We start from the raw sequence: 14,934 nt of genomic DNA, 5'->3' as shown, positions 1-14,934 counted from the left end.
GGGCGTGGGGGGGGGTGTTTGGGGGGGGGGGGCGGGGGGGGCCGGGGGGGGGCCCCCCCCCCCCCCCGCCACCCCGCTCGAGCACCTCGGCGTCCTCACCCTCGGCACCTTCGACCCGGCCGCCCCCGCCGCCGGGCACGAGGGCACGCTGCGGATGGTCGAGCTGGGCGAGCGGCTCGGCCTCGACAGCGCCTGGCTGCGCCACCGGCACCTGCAGTACGGCATCTCCTCGCCGGTCGCCGTCCTGGCGGCGCTGAGCCAGCGGACGTCGCGGATCGCGCTGGGCACCGCGGTCACGCCGCTGGCGTGGGAGAACCCGCTGCGGCTGGCCGAGGACCTCGCCACCGTCGACGTGCTCTCCGGCGGGCGGCTGAACCCCGGCGTCAGCGTCGGCCCCCCGATGCACTGGGACGACGTCAAGGACGCGCTCTACCCCGACACCGCCGACGTCGAGGACTTCACCTACCGGCGCGTGGAGCGGCTGCTGCGGCTGGTCGCCGGGGAGCCCGCGACGTCGTTCTCCGGCCGCGAGGGCGTCGTCGAGGAGTGGTCGGACCGGGTGCAGCCGCACTCCCCCGGCCTGCGCTCCCGGCTCTGGTACGGCGGCGGCAGCACCCGCTCGGCGCAGTGGGCCGGGCAGGCCGGGATGAACCTGCTGACCAGCAGCGTCACCCGGGCCGAGGGCGGCTCGACCGACTTCGCCGAGGTCCAGGCCGCGCAGATCCGCGCCTACCGGGAGGCCGGCGGCACCGGCCGGGTGTCGCAGGGCCTGGTGGTGATCCCCACCGACTCCGCGACCGCCGAGCAGCGCGAGCGCTACGCCGCCTACGTCGAGGCCCGCACCCCGCGCACCCGCAGCCCGCAGGGCCCGGCGGGGATGCTGTTCGCCCCCGACCTGCTCGGCAGCTCGGAGCAGATCGCCGAGGCGCTGTACGCGCACGCCGGGTTCCGCGAGGTCACCGAGGTGGTGTTCGCCCTGCCCTTCAGCTTCGGCGAGGCCGACTACGAGCAACTGCTCACCGACATGGCGCAGCGGCTCGGCCCGCTGCTGGGCTGGTCACCGGCCGCCTGAGCCCGCCGCCTGCCGCACCGGCAGCGGCACCGACCAGGCGCCCGGCGCCACCCGCCAGGTGCGGGCGGGCACCGGGTCGAGCAGGTCGCCGTCGGCGTCGAGCCCCACCGGGCCGCCCGACAGCGCCACCTCCCGCCCGCGCACGACGACGACGTCGTCGCGCTCGCCGTGCCGGCCGGCCAGCAGCGCGGCGGCGAAGGCCACCCGGGCGGCCGGACCGGTCGCGGCGCTGACGACGACGTCGGCCAGCCCGTCGCCGGGGTCGGCGCCGGGCGCGAGCGCGGTGCCGCCCCCGATCGTCGGGCCGTTGCAGACGCCGACCATGAGCAGCGGGGTCTCCCCGTCGGCGGCCCGGCCGTCGGGCAGCGCGACCAGGGCGCCGTCGACGGCCACCCGCAGCGCCTCCCCCGGGCCCGTGCCGGCCAGGGCCGCGCCGACCGGGTAGGCGAGCGCGCCCAGGCGGTCCTTGAGCCGCGCCGCCTCGCCGGCGGCCCGCACCCCGATGCCCGCGTGCACGGCGTTGACCACCACGCCGCCGGCATCGTCACGGAGGAGGTCGAGCCGGCGCGGCGTGCCGTCGAGCACGACGCGGGCGGCCCCGGCGGGGTCGTCGGGCAGGCCGAGGGCGCCCGCGAGATCGTTGCCGGTGCCCAGCGGGACGATGCCGAGCGGGTCGCCGAGGTCCCCGGCGCGGTCCAGCGCCGCGACGACGGCCGACACCGACCCGTCGCCGCCGGCCACCACCAGCCGGCGGGCGCCCCGGGCGGCGACGACGTCGTCGAGCTCGCCGGGGCTCCCGGTGACGGCGACCTCGACGTCGGCGCCGCCGCGCAGCACCTCCAGCACGCGCGCGAGCCTCTCCTCGCCGGCGCTCCCGGCGCCCCGGTTGACCACGACCAGCAGCTCCACGCCCCGCACCCTGCCAGGCCGGCGCGCCGCGGACGGCGCACGTGACGATCCCGTGACGGATGGCTCCCCCGGCGGGAGGAGGCGCCCCGGGCCGGGAAGCTCGGGAGGGACGCCGCCGAGGAGGAGGTCCCCCGTGTCCCGTCCGAGCCGCGACCGGCTGCTGCGCGGGGCCGCACGCGCCGCCGCCGTCGTCCCCTGTGTCCCGCTCGTCGCCGCCGGCGCGCTCACCGGCGGGCTGCCGGTGCTCGGGTGGGGCGCCGTGCTGGCCGCGATGGGCGGCGTCGTCCTGCTGTGGTTGCACCGCGCGTGCGGCGACGTGCTGCCGGAGCTCCCGCACCCCGTGACCGGAGCGGCGCTCGCGGGCCTCGGCCCGGCCGCCGCCGCCGGCGCCGTGGCGCTGCGCGAGGCCGGGGGCCTGCTGACGCTGCTGCTGCTCGTCACCGGGACGGCCGTCTTCAGCAGCTGGCTGGCCGGGGAGGACGCGGCGCGCAGCGCGCTGCCCACCGGCGAGGCGGCCCTGCGGCGAGCGCTGACCGCGGCGCCGACCGCCCGGCTCCTGGCGGAGTGGCACGCCGTGCAGGAGCGGCTCGACGACGGCGGGGCAGCCGGGCTGCGCGAGGTCCGCCTCCGGGAGGCGCTCCTCGACGCCTTCACCCAGCGCGACCCGGAGGGCACCGCCCGGTGGCTGGCGGAGGACCCGACCGGCCCGCCCGACCCGCACCTCGCCCGCGACCCCAGCATGGAGCGCTGAGCCGGGGCACGATCGGCGGGTGGACGATCCCCTCGTCGCGCGCCTGCGCGACCGCGGCAGCCTGAAGTGGACCCGCTACCCGGAGGCGCTGGGCGCCTGGGTGGCCGAGTCCGACCTCGGGACGGCGCCCGCGGTCACCGCCGCGCTGCAGGACGCCGTCACCCGCGGCCTGTTCGGCTACCTGCCGGACTGGCTGGCCGACGACATGGCGCGGGCCACCGCGGGCTTCCTCCGGGACCGGCACGGCTGGGCGGTGCCGGCGGAGCGGGTGCGGCCGCTGCCCGACGTGCTGGCCGCGCTGTCGGCGGCGATCACCCACCTGACGCCGGCGGGGTCGCCGGTGGTCCTGCCGACCCCGGCCTACATGCCGTTCCTCGAGGTGCCGCCGGCGCTCGGCCGCGAGGTGCTCGAGGTGCCGATGGCCCGCGACGGCGACCGGTTCGTCTACGACCTCGACGCGCTCGACGCCGCCTTCCGCGCCGGCGGGCACTTGCTGGTGCTGTGCAACCCGCACAACCCGGTGGGCCGGGTGCTCGAGCCCGCCGAGATGCTCGCGATCGCCGAGGTGGTCGACCGGCACGGCGGTCGGGTGTTCGCCGACGAGGTGCACGCGCCGCTGGTGTTCCCCGGGCACCGGCACGTGCCCTACGCCTCGCTGTCGGAGACGACGGCGGCGCAGGCGCTCACCGCCACGAGCGCGTCGAAGGCCTGGGACCTCGCCGGGCTCAAGTGCGCGCAGCTGGTGGTCTCCAACGACGCGGACGCGCAGCTGTGGGCGCAGGTCGGCCACCCGGTGGAGCACGGCTGCTCGACGCTGGGCGCCGTCGCCAACACCGCGGCCTACCGGGACGGCGTCGGCTGGCTGGACGGGACGATCGCCGTCCTCGACCGGCACCGCCGGCTGTTCGCCGACCTGGTCACCGAGCACCTGCCCGCCGCCCGGCACCGCCCGCCGGAGGGCACCTACCTCGCCTGGCTGGAGCTCGGGGTGCCGGAGGCCGGCGACCTGCTGCTCGACCGGGCCGGGGTGGCGGTGGTCGACGGCGGCCGGTGCGGGCACGCGGGCGTCGGCGCCGTCCGGGTCAACCTGGCGACGCCGGAGCCGGTGCTCACCGCCCTCGTCGAGCGGATCGCCGCCGCCCTGCCCCGCTGAGTCAGCCGCGGGTGTCGGCCTCCACCGCCTCGAACGCCTTGCGCGCGGCGATGAGCACCGGGTCCCACACCGGGGCGAACGGCGGCGCGTAGGACAGGTCGAGGGAGAGCACCTCGTCGACGGTCATCTCGTTCCAGATGCAGATGGCCAGGGCGTCGATGCGCTTGGCCGAGCCGTTGTGCCCGACCACCTGGGCGCCCAGCAGCCGGCCGCTGCGCCGCTCGGCGATCATCTTGACCCGGATCGACGCGGAGTTCGGCATGTAGCCGGCGGTGGTGGTGGAGTCGACGGCGGCGGTGACGAACGAGTAGCCGGCCAGCTCGGCCTCGGCCTCCGACAGGCCGGTGCGCGCGGCCTCGACGGCGCAGATCTTGGTGATCGCCGTCCCGATGACGCCCGGGAAGGTGGCGTAGCCGCCACCGATGTTGATGCCGGCCACCCGGCCCTGCTTGTTGGCGTGCGTGCCGAGGGCGACGACGACCCGCTGCCGCGAGAGCCGGTGCACCGACTCGACGCAGTCGCCGGCCGCCCAGACGCCGGGCACCTGGGTGCGCATCCGCTGGTCGACGGCGATGCCGCCCGAGGTGCCGAGCGGGATGCCCGCCTCCTCCGCGAGCCGCACGTCGGGCCGCACCCCGAGCCCGAGGACGACGAGGTCGGCGGGCAGCTCGCGGCCGCTCGCCGTCACCACCGCCCGCGCCCGCCCGTCGGGGCCGACGTCGATGCCCGTGACGCCGTCGCCGAGGACGAGCTCGATGCCCTCCCCGCGGACGGCGGCGGCGAGGAACCGGCCGACGTCGGGGTCGAAGGTGCCGACCGGCTGCGGCGAGCGGTCGACGACGGTGACGTCGAGGCCGCGCACCCGGCACGCCTCGGCGATCTCCAGGCCGATGTAGCCGCCGCCGACGACGACCACCCGCTGCACCCGCCCGCTGTCGAGCTCGGCGCGCAGCGCGACGCCGTCGTCGAGCACCTGGACGCCGTACACGCCCCGCGCGTCGATGCCCTCGACCGGCGGGCGCATGGGCACGCTGCCGGTGGCGTAGACGAGGTCGTCGTAGGGCTCGGTGCCCTCGGCGCCGCCGTCGAGCTCGCGCCAGTGCACGACGCCCTTGTCGGGATCGATGCCGACCACCTCGGTGCGCATGCGGACGTCGAGGCCGGCGGCGCGGTGCTGCTCGGGCGTGCGGGCGACCAGCTGCGCCTCGCTGTCGACGGTGCCCGAGATCCAGTACGGGATGCCGCAGGCGGAGTAGGAGGTGGCGCGGCCGCGCTCGAACAGGACGACGTCGAGGTCGGGCCGGCGCTTCTTGGCCTGGGACGCGGCGCTGCCGCCGGCGGCGTCGCCCCCGATGACGACGAGACGGGTGCTCACCGTCGCAGGCTAGGACTCAGCGCCCCTCCAGGCTCACCGCCACGGTGGCGGCGAGCTCCCGGACGGCCTCCAGGTCGTCCTTGGTGGGGGCGCCGGTGAGGCTCAGGGGCGCGGCGACCTGCTTCCACCGCAGCGCGCCGGTGATGGTGGTGACGGCCCTGAGCGCGCCGGCGGTGTCGTCGCCCCCGTGCACCCAGACGCCGAAGGGCAGGCCGACGGTGGCGTCGAGGCACGGGTAGTAGACGGTGTCGAAGAAGTGCTTGAGCGCCCCGCTCATGTAGCCGATGTTGGCCGGGGTGCCGAGCAGGACGCCGTCGGCGGCGAGCAGGTCGGCGGGCCCGGCCGACAGCGCGGGGCGCTCGACGAGCTCGGCCTCCTCGACCATCGCCACGCCCTCCCGCGCGGCCTCCAGCACGGCCTGCAGGTTCGGCGAGGGCGTGTGGTGGACGACGAGCAGCCGCGGCATGCGCCCCATCCTGCGCCTGCGTCGTCCGACGGCGTCCGTCGTCGACCTGTGGCGGTCTCACCGGCGTCGGGACCGCAGCAGGTCGACACCGGGCGCGGTGTCGCTAGCGTCCGGGCATGGCCGTCGAGCTCTTCGCGGGCGTCCCCGTCAGCGACCACGCCCGCGCCCTCGACTGGTACGGGCGGCTGTTCGGCGCGGAGCCCTCGTTCGTGCCCAACGACGTCGAGGCGGTGTGGGAGGTCGGTGAGCACCGGTACGTCCACACGGAGCTGAAGCCGGCCGACGCCGGCCACTCGATGGTCACGCTGTTCGTCGACGACCTCGACGAGCGGGTGGCCGCGATCGCCGACCGCGGCCTGGAGCCGGCGCTCCGCGAGACCTACGACGACGGCGTGCGCAAGGTGACCTACCGCGACCCCGACGGCAACGAGGTCGGCCTCGGCGGCGGACCGGTGGCCGCCTGACCTCCGTACGGGCGCGGGCCACGGCGCGGCCTGCCCCGATCCGCGGTCGGGCAGGATCGCCGGCATGGCGGTCAACCCCCGCATCGGGCCGATCGAGCGGACCACCGGGCGCACGTGGGACGAGTGGCTGACGTTCATGGACGGCATCGGCGCGCCCGGCCTCGACCACGGGCCGATCGCGCTGGAGGTGTACGAGGAACTCGGCGACGGGTTCGCGCAGCGCGGCTGGTGGACCCAGTCGGTGACCGTCGCCTACGAACACCACATCGGCCGGCGGGTGCCGGGCCAGCGGTCCGACGGCACCTTCCAGATCAGCGTCAGCCGCGTGACGCCGCTGCCCGTGACCGGGCTCATGGAGCGCTGGCGGACCTCCGCCGACGGCGACGCCGCCGTGCAGGGGATCGTCGCCGGTGGCGACCTCGAGGTCAGCGGCACCGACCGGCGGATCACCTGGCGGACGCGGGCCACCGACGGCTCGTCGGTCGTCGTCACGAGCGAGCCGGAGAAGAACGGGACGGCGTCGCTCGTCGCCACCCAGATGGGCCTGGCGACGCTCGAGGACGACGACGCCGCCCGCGAGCGGTGGACGGCGATCGTCGAGCGCTTCCTGGGCCAGGTGACCCCGGGACGACGAGCGCCGTGGGTTTCCAGCGCTCATGGGTCACTTCCCCACTACTCTCCGTAGGATGAGCAGCAGGTCGACGGAGCGCGGAGCCCGGCTCCGCCATGCGCTGCTGCTGGCCCCCGGCACCGCGCTGACGACGACAGCGCTCCTCGCCCTGGTCGGTCAGGCGGCGGCCGTCGGGGGGATCCTGCTCGTCATCGGCGTGGTGTTCCTCCTCGCCTACGCGCGGGGCGTCCGCCGCTAGCGTGGCGCGGTGAGCATCGAGGTCCTGCCGGCCACCGCTGATCGGTTCGACGACGTCGCCACGATGCTGGGGCCGAAGAACCCGGACTCCAACGTCTGCTGGTGCCTGAGCCACCGGGTCGACTCGCGGACCAACCGCGAGCTGGTCGGGCCCGCCCGCCGCGAGTACGTCCGCGAACTGACCACCCGCCCGGTCGCCCCGGGGGTGCTCGCCTACGACGGCGGCGAGGTGGTCGGCTGGGCCGCCGTCGCGCCGCGTGCGGAGCTGCCGTTCGAGCGGTCGCGGAAGATCCCGCACGTCGACGACCTGCCGGTGTGGTCACTGTGGTGCGTCCGGGTGCGCCCCGGCCACCGCGGGCAGGGCATCGCCCACGCGCTGCTGCGCGGCGCCGTCGACTACGCGGCGTCCCAGGGCGCGCCCGCCGTCGAGGGCTACCCGGCCGACAGCGGCGACCAGAGGGTCGACACCACGATGGCCTTCGTCGGCACGCGGAGGCTGTTCGAGGCGGCAGGCTTCACGAAGGCCGCGGACACGGACGCCGTCGCCGGCGGCTTCCCCCGGGTGCTGATGCGCCGGGCGCTCGGCTGACGGGCGACCGTGACCGAACGGACCGCATGGCTCGTCGTCGGCCTGACGCCCGGCCTCACGGCCGGCGTCCTCGGCTCCGAGGCGTGGCGCTGGCTCGACGAGAACGCGAGCCGGCGGCACGTGGACCTCTCGTCCTTCGTCGACGGTCCCGCCCTCCCCGGCGGGCGGTGGGCCACCGACGAGCTCTGCGACGACGAGGTCCCCTGCTTCCAGGCGGTGCGGTCGGACGACCTGAGCCTGTACCACTTCGCCGACCGCGACGACGCCCTCGCCTTCGGGCGCAGCCTCGCCGGAGACGCGTACGTGTCCGGGTGGATCGTGGTGCGCTTCGAGCCGGGCGCCCTGGCCGCCGGCGAACGGGTGGCGTTCGCGAGCGGCCTGGACTGCATCGACGTCGGCGTCGCCGAGGGCGGCCTGGAGTGCTGAGCGACAGCGTGCGCGGAGGTGCAGCGCAGGCGCCCGGGACTGCGCGTCCGCGCACGGTCTCGGCAGGAACAGCGCGTCAGCGGTCGCCGAGGGCGCCGAGGGCGCCGAGCAGGTCCGCGCGGGCGGTCGCCAGCGACGGGCCGTACCAGGTCAGCGCACGCCCGGACACCAGCACCGACCGCACGCCCGGGAACGCCTCCGGCCCGTCGTCCGCGGTGAACACGTAGGGCTCGTCGGGCAGCAGGACGACGTCGGGCGCGGCGGCGAGGACGTCGTCGACCGACACGTGCGGATAGCGGTCCTCCCCCGCCCCGAACGCGTTGACCAGGCCGAGCCGGGCCAGCACGTCGCCGGTGAAGGTCCGCGGGCCCACGACCATCCACGGGTCCCGCCACACCGGCACCGCGCAGCGCAGCGCCGGAGGGGGCACCGGCCGCGCCCACTCGGCCGCGGCGATGGTCAGCCACCCGGGCTCGGGCACCCGCAGCGCCTCGGCGAACAGCCGCCGCATCGACGCCAGCGCCTCGTCCACCGACTCGATCACCGTCACCCACACCGGGATGCCGGCCGCGCGCAGCCGGTCGACGTCCAGGCGCCGGTTCTCCTCCCGGTTGCAGACGACGAGGTCGGGCTCCAGCGCGGCGATCGCCGCCCGGTCCGGGTTCTTCGTCCCCCGCACCCGCGGCACGTCCAGGTCGCCGGGGTGGGTGCACCAGTCGGTCGCGCCGACGAGCCGGTCGGGCACCGTGACCGCGAACGCCTCGGTCAGCGACGGCACCAGCGACACGATCCGGCGCGCCGGCCCCGTCAGCGGGACCGGCTCGCCCAGGTCGTCCCGCGCGCCTTCCGCGCGCGAACGGCTGACCAGATCAGACATTGCGCCGGTACTGGCCGCCCACCTCGAAGAACGCCTCGCTGATCTGCCCCAGCGAGCACACCCGGACGGCGTCCATCAGCGCGGCGAACACGTTGCCACCCGTCGTCGCCGCCTCCTGCAGCGCGGCCAGCGCCGCGGGCGCCTCGGCGGCGTGCCGGGCCTGGAAGTCCGCCAGCCGGCGCAGCTGCGACTGCTTCTCGTCCTCGGTGGCCCGGGCCAGCTCCAGCGGCTTCGGCGGCGTCTCGTCCCGGTGCGGGTCGAGGAACGTGTTGACGCCGACGATCGGCAGCGAGCCGTCGTGCTTGCGGTGCTCGTAGAGCATCGACTCGTCCTGGATCTTGCCGCGCTGGTAGCCGGTCTCCATGGCGCCCAGCACGCCGCCGCGCTCGGCGATCCGGTCGAACTCCGCGAGCACGGCCTCCTCGACGAGGTCGGTGAGCTCGTCGACGATCGCCGCGCCCTGCAGCGGGTTCTCGTTGCCGGCGAGGCCCCACTCCCGGTCGATGATCATCTGGATGGCCAGCGCCCGGCGCACCGAGTGCTCCGACGGCGTCGTCACCGCCTCGTCGTAGGCGTTGGTGTGCAGCGAGTTGGCGTTGTCGTAGATCGCGCAGAGCGCCTGCAGCGTGGTGCGGATGTCGTTGAAGTCCATCTCCTGCGCGTGCAGCGACCGGCCCGAGGTCTGCACGTGGTACTTCAGCTGCTGCGAGCGGGCGTTGGCGCCGTAGCGGTCGCGCATCGCCACCGCCCAGATCCGCCGGGCCACCCGGCCGATCACCGTGTACTCGGCGTCCATGCCGTTGCTGAAGAAGAACGACAGGTTGGGCGCGAAGTCGTCGATCGACATGCCGCGCGCCAGGTACGCCTCGACGTACGTGAAGCCGTTGGCCAGCGTGAAGGCGAGCTGGCTGATGGGGTTCGCTCCGGCCTCGGCGATGTGGTAGCCGGAGATCGAGACCGAGTAGAAGTTCCGCACCCGGTGCTCGATGAACCAGGCCTGGATGTCGGCCATGCAGCGCAGCGCGAACTCGGTGGAGAAGATGCAGGTGTTCTGGCCCTGGTCCTCCTTGAGGATGTCGGCCTGCACCGTGCCGCGGACGTTGGCCAGCACCCACGTGCGGATCTCCTCGGCCTCCGCGGCGTCGGGCTCGCGGCCCTCCTCCTCGCGGAACCGGTCCAGCCGCTGCTCGATCGCGGTGTTCATGAACATCGCCAGCACCGCCGGCGCCGGGCCGTTGATGGTCATGGACACCGACGTCGTGGGCGCGCAGAGGTCGAAGCCGTCGTAGAGCACCCGCATGTCGTCGAGCGTGGCGATCGAGACGCCCGACGTGCCGACCTTGCCGTAGACGTCGGGGCGCGGGTCGGGGTCGCGGCCGTAGAGGGTGACCGAGTCGAACGCCGTCGACAGCCGGGTGGCCTCGTTGCCCGCCGACAGCACCCGGAACCGGCGGTTGGTGCGGAACGCGTCGCCCTCGCCGGCGAACATCCGCGCCGGGGCCTCGCCGGCGCGCTTGAACGGGAAGACGCCGGCCGTGTACGGGAACGCGCCGGGCAGGTTCTCCCGCCGCAGGAAGCGCAGCAGCTCGGCGTGGTCCTGCGTGCGGGGCAGCGCCACCCGCGGGACCTCCGTGCCGCTGAGCGTCTGTCGCTTCAGCGGCGTGCGGATCTCCTTGCCGCGCACCGTGTAGACGTACTCGTCGCCCGAGTACTGCCCCACCCGCGCCGGCCACTCCTCCAGCAGCGTGCGCACCTCGGGCAGCAGGTCCCGGTCGGCGGCCTCGGCCGCCTCGCGCGCCGCGTCGGCCGCGGCCCCCTCCAGCACCTCCGCGGCGGTGGTCAGGTGCTGACGGCGCCGCACGACGGCGGCCTGCTCCTCGGTGACCCGGTGGTGCCCGCGCACCGCCTCGGCCACCTCCGCGAGGTACCGCGCCCGCGACGACGGCACCACGCTGGACAGCCCCGTCGAGGCGCGGACGTCGACCCGCGGCAGCACCCCGGAGCCGGCGGGCAGGCCCTTCTCGACCAGCAGGCGCAGCAGCTCCTGGTAGAGCGCGGTGACGCCGTCGTCGTCGAAGCGGGCGGCGCTGGTGCCGAACACCGGCATCGACTCCCACGGCTGCCCGAAGGCCTCGCGGTTGCGCACCATCTGCCGGGCGACGTCGCGGCGGGCGTCCTCCGCGCCGCGGCGCTCGAACTTGTTGATGGCGACGACGTCGGCGAGGTCGAGCATGTCGATCTTCTCGAGCTGCGAGGCGGCGCCGAACTCCGGCGTCATGACGTAGAGCGAGACGTCGCTGAACGGCACGATCGCCGCGTCGCCCTGCCCGATGCCCGGGGTCTCGACGACGACCAGGTCGAAGCCGGCGGCCTTGACCGCGGCCAGCACGTCGTCGAGGTGCTCGGGCACCTGGGCGCCCGCGGTGCGGGTGGCCATCGAGCGGAAGAAGGTGTGCGAGCCCTCGCCGGACTCCAGCGCGTTCATCCGGATCCGGTCGCCGAGCAGCGCGCCGCCACCCCGCCGGCGGGTGGGGTCGACCGCGACGACGGCGACCCGCAGCTTGTCCTCCTGGTCGCGGCGCAGCCGGCGCAGCAGCTCGTCGGTGAGCGAGGACTTGCCCGAGCCGCCGGTGCCGGTGATGCCGAGGACCGGCACGGTGCGCCCGGCGGCGGCCTCGCGGACGCGGGCGGCCAGCTCGTCGTCGGCGCCGGCCTCCAGCACGGTGATGGCCCGGGCCAGCGCCCGCGGGTCGCCGGTGAGCAGCGCGTCGACGTCGGGGCGCTGCTCGGTCAGGTCGACGTCGCAGGACCGGATCAGCTCGTTGATCATCCCGGGCAGGCCGAGGCGGGCGCCGTCCTCGGGGCTGAAGATCCGCACGCCCCGCTCGCGGAGCGCGGCGATCTCCTCGGGCACGATCACGCCCCCGCCGCCGCCGAACACCTGCACGTGACCGGCGCCCGCCTCGCGCAGCCGGTCGACCAGGTAGCCGAAGTACTCGACGTGCCCGCCCTGGTAGGAGGAGATGGCGACGCCCTGTACGTCCTCCTCCAGCGCCGCCCGGACGACGGCGTCGACCGACCGGTCGTGGCCCAGGTGCACGACCTCCGCGCCCTGGCTCTGCAGCAGCCGGCGCATGACGTTGATCGCCGCGTCGTGCCCGTCGAACAGGCTCGCCGCGGTGACGAACCGGACGGGGTGGACGGGGACGTGCAGCTCCGCGGACGCCATGCCCGCACGGTAGGCCGGATTTAGTAGGACGTCCAACTACTCTCGGGTAACCGGGGTGTCCGGGGGCGGGAGCGTGGGCAGGGACCCGGCGTGGAACGGGATCTGCCGGTGCCCGACTGGGCGCGCGTCTTCGACGCGGCACCGGCGCCCTTCCTGCTGCTCACGCCCGACCTGGTGATCGTGCACGCCAACCGGGCCCGCCTGGAGGCGACCGCCACGACCCTCGAGGCCACCGTCGGCCGGCACCTGTTCGACGCGTTCCCCATGCCACCCGACGACCCCACGGCCGACGGGCTGCGCAACCTGCGCGCGACGCTCGAGGAGGCCCGCGCCACCCGCCGGCCCGTGGTGATGCCGATCCAGAAGTACGACATCCCGCTGCCCGACGGCACCTTCGCCGAGCGCTACTGGAGCCCGGTGCACGTGCCGGTCCTCGACGAGGACGGCGAGGTCGCCTTCCTGCTGCACCGCTCCGACGACATCACCGACTACGTGCGCCAGCGCGAGGAGGCGCGCGGGGCCGCCGAGCAGGGCGCGCGCCGGGTGGCCGACGTCGAGGCCGACCTGCTCCGCCGCACCCGCGAGCTGGAGGAGGTCAACGCGGAGCTGCGGGCGCTCGGCGAGCGGCAGCGGCGCACCGCGCGGGCGCTCGCGGGCCTGGCCGCGACCGTGTCCGCGCTGGCCGCGGCCGAGACCCGCGCGGACCTGGTGGCCCGGTTGTCCGGGCCCGGCCGCGAGGTGCTCGGCGCCGACCTGCTCGCCCTCGCCCTCCCCGGGCCCGGCAGCGGCGAGCTCGCCCTCACCGTCGCAGGCCGGCCGCGGGGCGTGCGGGTGGAGGCCGGTGCGCAGCACGCCGCCGCGGTGGCCGCCCGGGGCCGGCCCGTCGTCGTCCCCTCCGCCGGCGCCCAGCCCCCGCCCCTCCCGGGCATGCAGGCGTGGGCGGCCCTGCCGCTGCGGGCGGGCAGCCGGCTGCTCGGGTCGCTCACCGTCGGCTGGTCCGCGCCGCAGGTCCTCGACGACGACGACGTCCGGGTGCTCTCCGCGCTCGCCGCGCAGTGCGCGACCGCGCTGGACCGGGTCGACCGCCTGGAGGACGAGCGGCGGCGCGCCTCGGCCGCCCACGGCCTGGCCGAGACGCTCCAGCGGTCGCTGCTCACCGAGCCGCCGCGGCGGCCGGGACTGGAGATCGCCGTCCGCTACCGGCCGGCGGCGCGACTGGCCCAGGTGGGCGGCGACTGGTACGACGCCTGGGCCTCGGGCGGGGAGACGACGCTGGTCATCGGCGACGTGACCGGGCACGACCGGGCGTCGGCCGCGGTGATGGGCCAGGTGCGCAACATGCTGCGCGGGGTGGCGCACGCCGTCGACGGGCCCCCGTCGCGGACGCTGGCCACCCTCGACCGCGCGCTCGCCGCCCTCGGCATGACCACGCTGGCCACCGCCGTGCTCGCCCGCGTCGGCCCCGCACCGGAGGGGGCGCCGGCCGGCGCCCGGTCGCTGACCTGGTGCACCGCCGGCCACCCTCCGCCGCTGCTCGTCCCGCCGTCGGGGCCGCCGCGGCTGCTGGAGTCCGGCGGCGGCCTGCTGCTCGGCGTCCGGCCCGACGCCGAGCGCGGCGACGCCGTCGAGGTGCTGGCCCCCGGCACCGTCCTGGTGCTCTACACCGACGGCCTCGTGGAACGTCGCGACGCCGACCTCGACGCGGGCCTCGGCCGGTTGCTCGCCGCGGGCGCGGAGGTGTCCGGCCGGCCGGCGGAGGAGGTCTGCGACGCGCTGCTGGCGCGGCTGGCGCCGGAGCGGGACGACGACGTCGCGATGCTCGCGCTGCGGGTCCTGCCGGGCTGAGCGGGGACGGGGCCGGCGCCGGGCGGGCGCTCGGGCACCGCCGCCCGCACCGCGCGGGAACCCCTCGCCAGCCGCCGGGCGTGGTGTCAGCATCCGCGCCGTCCCCGAACCGAACGGAGCACCTCCCCCATGGCCTTCCGCAACCTGATGGCGAAGCTCGGCGCCGGCAACGCCACCGTCGACACCGTCCTCGACTCCCCCGTCACCCAGCCCGGCGGCACCGTCACCGGCACCGTGCACCTGACCGGCGGCTCGGTCGCCCAGGACATCGCCGAGTGCCGCGTCTCGCTGCAGGCCGCCGTCGAGGTGGAGAGCGGCGACCACGAGTGGCGGGAGAACGTCACCTTCGGCACCGCGGTGGTGGCCGGCGCCGGCCGCATCGAGCCGGGTGTGAAGGCGGCCGTGCCGTTCAGCTTCCCGGTGCCGTGGCAGTGCCCGTTCACCGCCGTCGACGGCTGGACGCTGCGCGGGGTCTCGATCGGCCTGCGCACCCGCGTCGACATCCCCGGGGGCACCGACCCCGGCGACCTCGACCCGGTCACCGTGCAGCCGCTGCCCGTGCAGCGCACCGTCCTGCAGGCGCTCGGCGGCCTGGGCTTCGGCTTCCGCGGCGCCGACGTCGAGAAGGGCCGGATCGCCGGCAGCGACCTGCCCTTCTACCAAGAGGTCGAGTTCACCCCGCCGCCCGCGCTGCGCGGCCGGGTCAACGAGCTCGAGGTGACCTTCCTGACCTCGCCGCACGGCGTCGAGGTCGTGCTGGAGGTCGACCGCCGCGGCGGGCTGTTCACCGAGGGCCGCGACGTCGGCGGCCGGCTGCACCTGTCGCACGGCGACACCGACGTGTCCGCGGTGGCCGCGCAGCTCGACGCCGCCGTCCGCCAGCTCGGCTCGCGGCGCGGCTGGCTCTGAC

At 76.1% G+C, this 14,934-nt stretch carries 15 protein-coding genes; 10 read left to right on the top strand and 5 right to left on the bottom strand.

What is annotated here, in order from left to right:
• The first annotated feature begins 4 nt into the window (after window positions 1-4).
• Window positions 5-1,072: an LLM class flavin-dependent oxidoreductase gene (locus tag ACI79X_RS05895; protein WP_457024491.1), complete on the top strand. Its 1,068-nt coding sequence runs from the start codon at window positions 5-7 to the stop codon at window positions 1,070-1,072.
• Here ACI79X_RS05895 and ACI79X_RS05890 read toward each other — a convergent pair.
• Window positions 1,058-1,981, bottom strand: coding sequence for a diacylglycerol/lipid kinase family protein (locus ACI79X_RS05890; RefSeq protein WP_457024488.1), 924 nt, complete (start codon window positions 1,979-1,981; stop codon window positions 1,058-1,060). The two genes, ACI79X_RS05895 and ACI79X_RS05890, sit on opposite strands and share 15 nt — an antisense overlap.
• A 133-nt stretch (window positions 1,982-2,114) precedes the next feature.
• On the opposite strand from ACI79X_RS05890, the gene ACI79X_RS05885 reads away from it, so the two are divergent.
• Together ACI79X_RS05885 and ACI79X_RS05880 are read left to right on the top strand one after the other, a co-directional pair.
• A complete protein-coding gene (locus ACI79X_RS05885) occupies window positions 2,115-2,732 on the top strand; it encodes a hypothetical protein (RefSeq protein WP_457024487.1) in 618 nt (205 codons plus the stop codon).
• Between the two features lie 19 nt (window positions 2,733-2,751).
• On the top strand, window positions 2,752-3,885 hold the full coding sequence (locus ACI79X_RS05880; RefSeq protein ID WP_457024486.1) for a MalY/PatB family protein: 1,134 nt from the start codon (window positions 2,752-2,754) through the stop codon (window positions 3,883-3,885).
• A gap of 1 nt (window position 3,886) precedes the next feature.
• Here the strand turns inward: ACI79X_RS05880 and ACI79X_RS05875 are convergent, their stop codons facing one another.
• A complete protein-coding gene (locus ACI79X_RS05875; protein ID WP_457024485.1) occupies window positions 3,887-5,260 on the bottom strand; it encodes an FAD-dependent oxidoreductase in 1,374 nt (457 codons plus the stop codon).
• A gap of 16 nt (window positions 5,261-5,276) precedes the next feature.
• The gene (locus tag ACI79X_RS05870; RefSeq protein ID WP_457024484.1) at window positions 5,277-5,726 is read right to left on the bottom strand and encodes a flavodoxin family protein; all 450 of its coding nucleotides are present in this window, start codon (window positions 5,724-5,726) and stop codon (window positions 5,277-5,279) included.
• Window positions 5,727-5,842: 116 nt separating this feature from the next.
• Between ACI79X_RS05870 and ACI79X_RS05865 the strand changes: the two genes are divergently transcribed.
• From ACI79X_RS05865 to ACI79X_RS05845, 5 genes are all read left to right on the top strand, one after another.
• On the top strand, window positions 5,843-6,190 hold the full coding sequence (locus ACI79X_RS05865; protein ID WP_457024483.1) for a VOC family protein: 348 nt from the start codon (window positions 5,843-5,845) through the stop codon (window positions 6,188-6,190).
• Window positions 6,191-6,254: 64 nt separating this feature from the next.
• Window positions 6,255-6,875, top strand: a complete 621-nt coding sequence (locus tag ACI79X_RS05860; protein WP_457024482.1) for a hypothetical protein — start codon at window positions 6,255-6,257, stop codon at window positions 6,873-6,875.
• A 1-nt stretch (window position 6,876) separates the two neighbouring features.
• Complete coding sequence (locus ACI79X_RS05855; RefSeq protein WP_457024481.1) at window positions 6,877-7,059, top strand: hypothetical protein; 183 nt, start codon at window positions 6,877-6,879, stop codon at window positions 7,057-7,059.
• A 9-nt stretch (window positions 7,060-7,068) separates the two neighbouring features.
• A complete protein-coding gene (locus ACI79X_RS05850) occupies window positions 7,069-7,647 on the top strand; it encodes a GNAT family N-acetyltransferase (protein ID WP_457024480.1) in 579 nt (192 codons plus the stop codon).
• A 9-nt stretch (window positions 7,648-7,656) separates the two neighbouring features.
• Complete coding sequence (locus ACI79X_RS05845; protein ID WP_457024479.1) at window positions 7,657-8,073, top strand: hypothetical protein; 417 nt, start codon at window positions 7,657-7,659, stop codon at window positions 8,071-8,073.
• A gap of 76 nt (window positions 8,074-8,149) precedes the next feature.
• Here the strand turns inward: ACI79X_RS05845 and ACI79X_RS05840 are convergent, their stop codons facing one another.
• Window positions 8,150-8,950, bottom strand: coding sequence for a helical backbone metal receptor (locus ACI79X_RS05840; protein ID WP_457024478.1), 801 nt, complete (start codon window positions 8,948-8,950; stop codon window positions 8,150-8,152).
• The gene (gene icmF / locus ACI79X_RS05835) at window positions 8,943-12,179 is read right to left on the bottom strand and encodes a fused isobutyryl-CoA mutase/GTPase IcmF (RefSeq protein WP_457024477.1); all 3,237 of its coding nucleotides are present in this window, start codon (window positions 12,177-12,179) and stop codon (window positions 8,943-8,945) included. Before icmF ends, ACI79X_RS05840 begins: the two co-directional genes overlap by 8 nt.
• A gap of 90 nt (window positions 12,180-12,269) precedes the next feature.
• On the opposite strand from icmF, the gene ACI79X_RS05830 reads away from it, so the two are divergent.
• Together ACI79X_RS05830 and ACI79X_RS05825 are read left to right on the top strand one after the other, a co-directional pair.
• Complete coding sequence (locus ACI79X_RS05830) at window positions 12,270-14,024, top strand: SpoIIE family protein phosphatase (protein WP_457024476.1); 1,755 nt, start codon at window positions 12,270-12,272, stop codon at window positions 14,022-14,024.
• A gap of 129 nt (window positions 14,025-14,153) precedes the next feature.
• A complete protein-coding gene (locus ACI79X_RS05825) occupies window positions 14,154-14,933 on the top strand; it encodes a sporulation protein (protein ID WP_457024475.1) in 780 nt (259 codons plus the stop codon).
• The last annotated feature ends 1 nt before the right edge of the window (window position 14,934 follow it).

The sequence above is a fragment of the Geodermatophilus sp. SYSU D01119 genome (assembly GCF_054049975.1).
The sequence above is the reverse complement of the archived record's forward strand: the minus strand, read 5'-3'. Positions and strand labels throughout refer to the sequence as shown.

What these genes read in the sequence shown, in the direction of transcription:
- ACI79X_RS05870 (WP_457024484.1), bottom strand. Translation starts at nt 5,726, where the DNA reads ATGCCGCGGCTGCTCGTCGTCCACCACACGCCCTCGCCGAACCTGCAG.
- ACI79X_RS05865 (WP_457024483.1), top strand. Translation starts at nt 5,843, where the DNA reads ATGGCCGTCGAGCTCTTCGCGGGCGTCCCCGTCAGCGACCACGCCCGC.
- ACI79X_RS05860 (WP_457024482.1), top strand. Translation starts at nt 6,255, where the DNA reads ATGGCGGTCAACCCCCGCATCGGGCCGATCGAGCGGACCACCGGGCGC.
- ACI79X_RS05855 (WP_457024481.1), top strand. Translation starts at nt 6,877, where the DNA reads ATGAGCAGCAGGTCGACGGAGCGCGGAGCCCGGCTCCGCCATGCGCTG.
- ACI79X_RS05840 (WP_457024478.1), bottom strand. Translation starts at nt 8,950, where the DNA reads ATGTCTGATCTGGTCAGCCGTTCGCGCGCGGAAGGCGCGCGGGACGAC.
- icmF (WP_457024477.1), bottom strand. Translation starts at nt 12,179, where the DNA reads ATGGCGTCCGCGGAGCTGCACGTCCCCGTCCACCCCGTCCGGTTCGTC.
- ACI79X_RS05825 (WP_457024475.1), top strand. Translation starts at nt 14,154, where the DNA reads ATGGCCTTCCGCAACCTGATGGCGAAGCTCGGCGCCGGCAACGCCACC.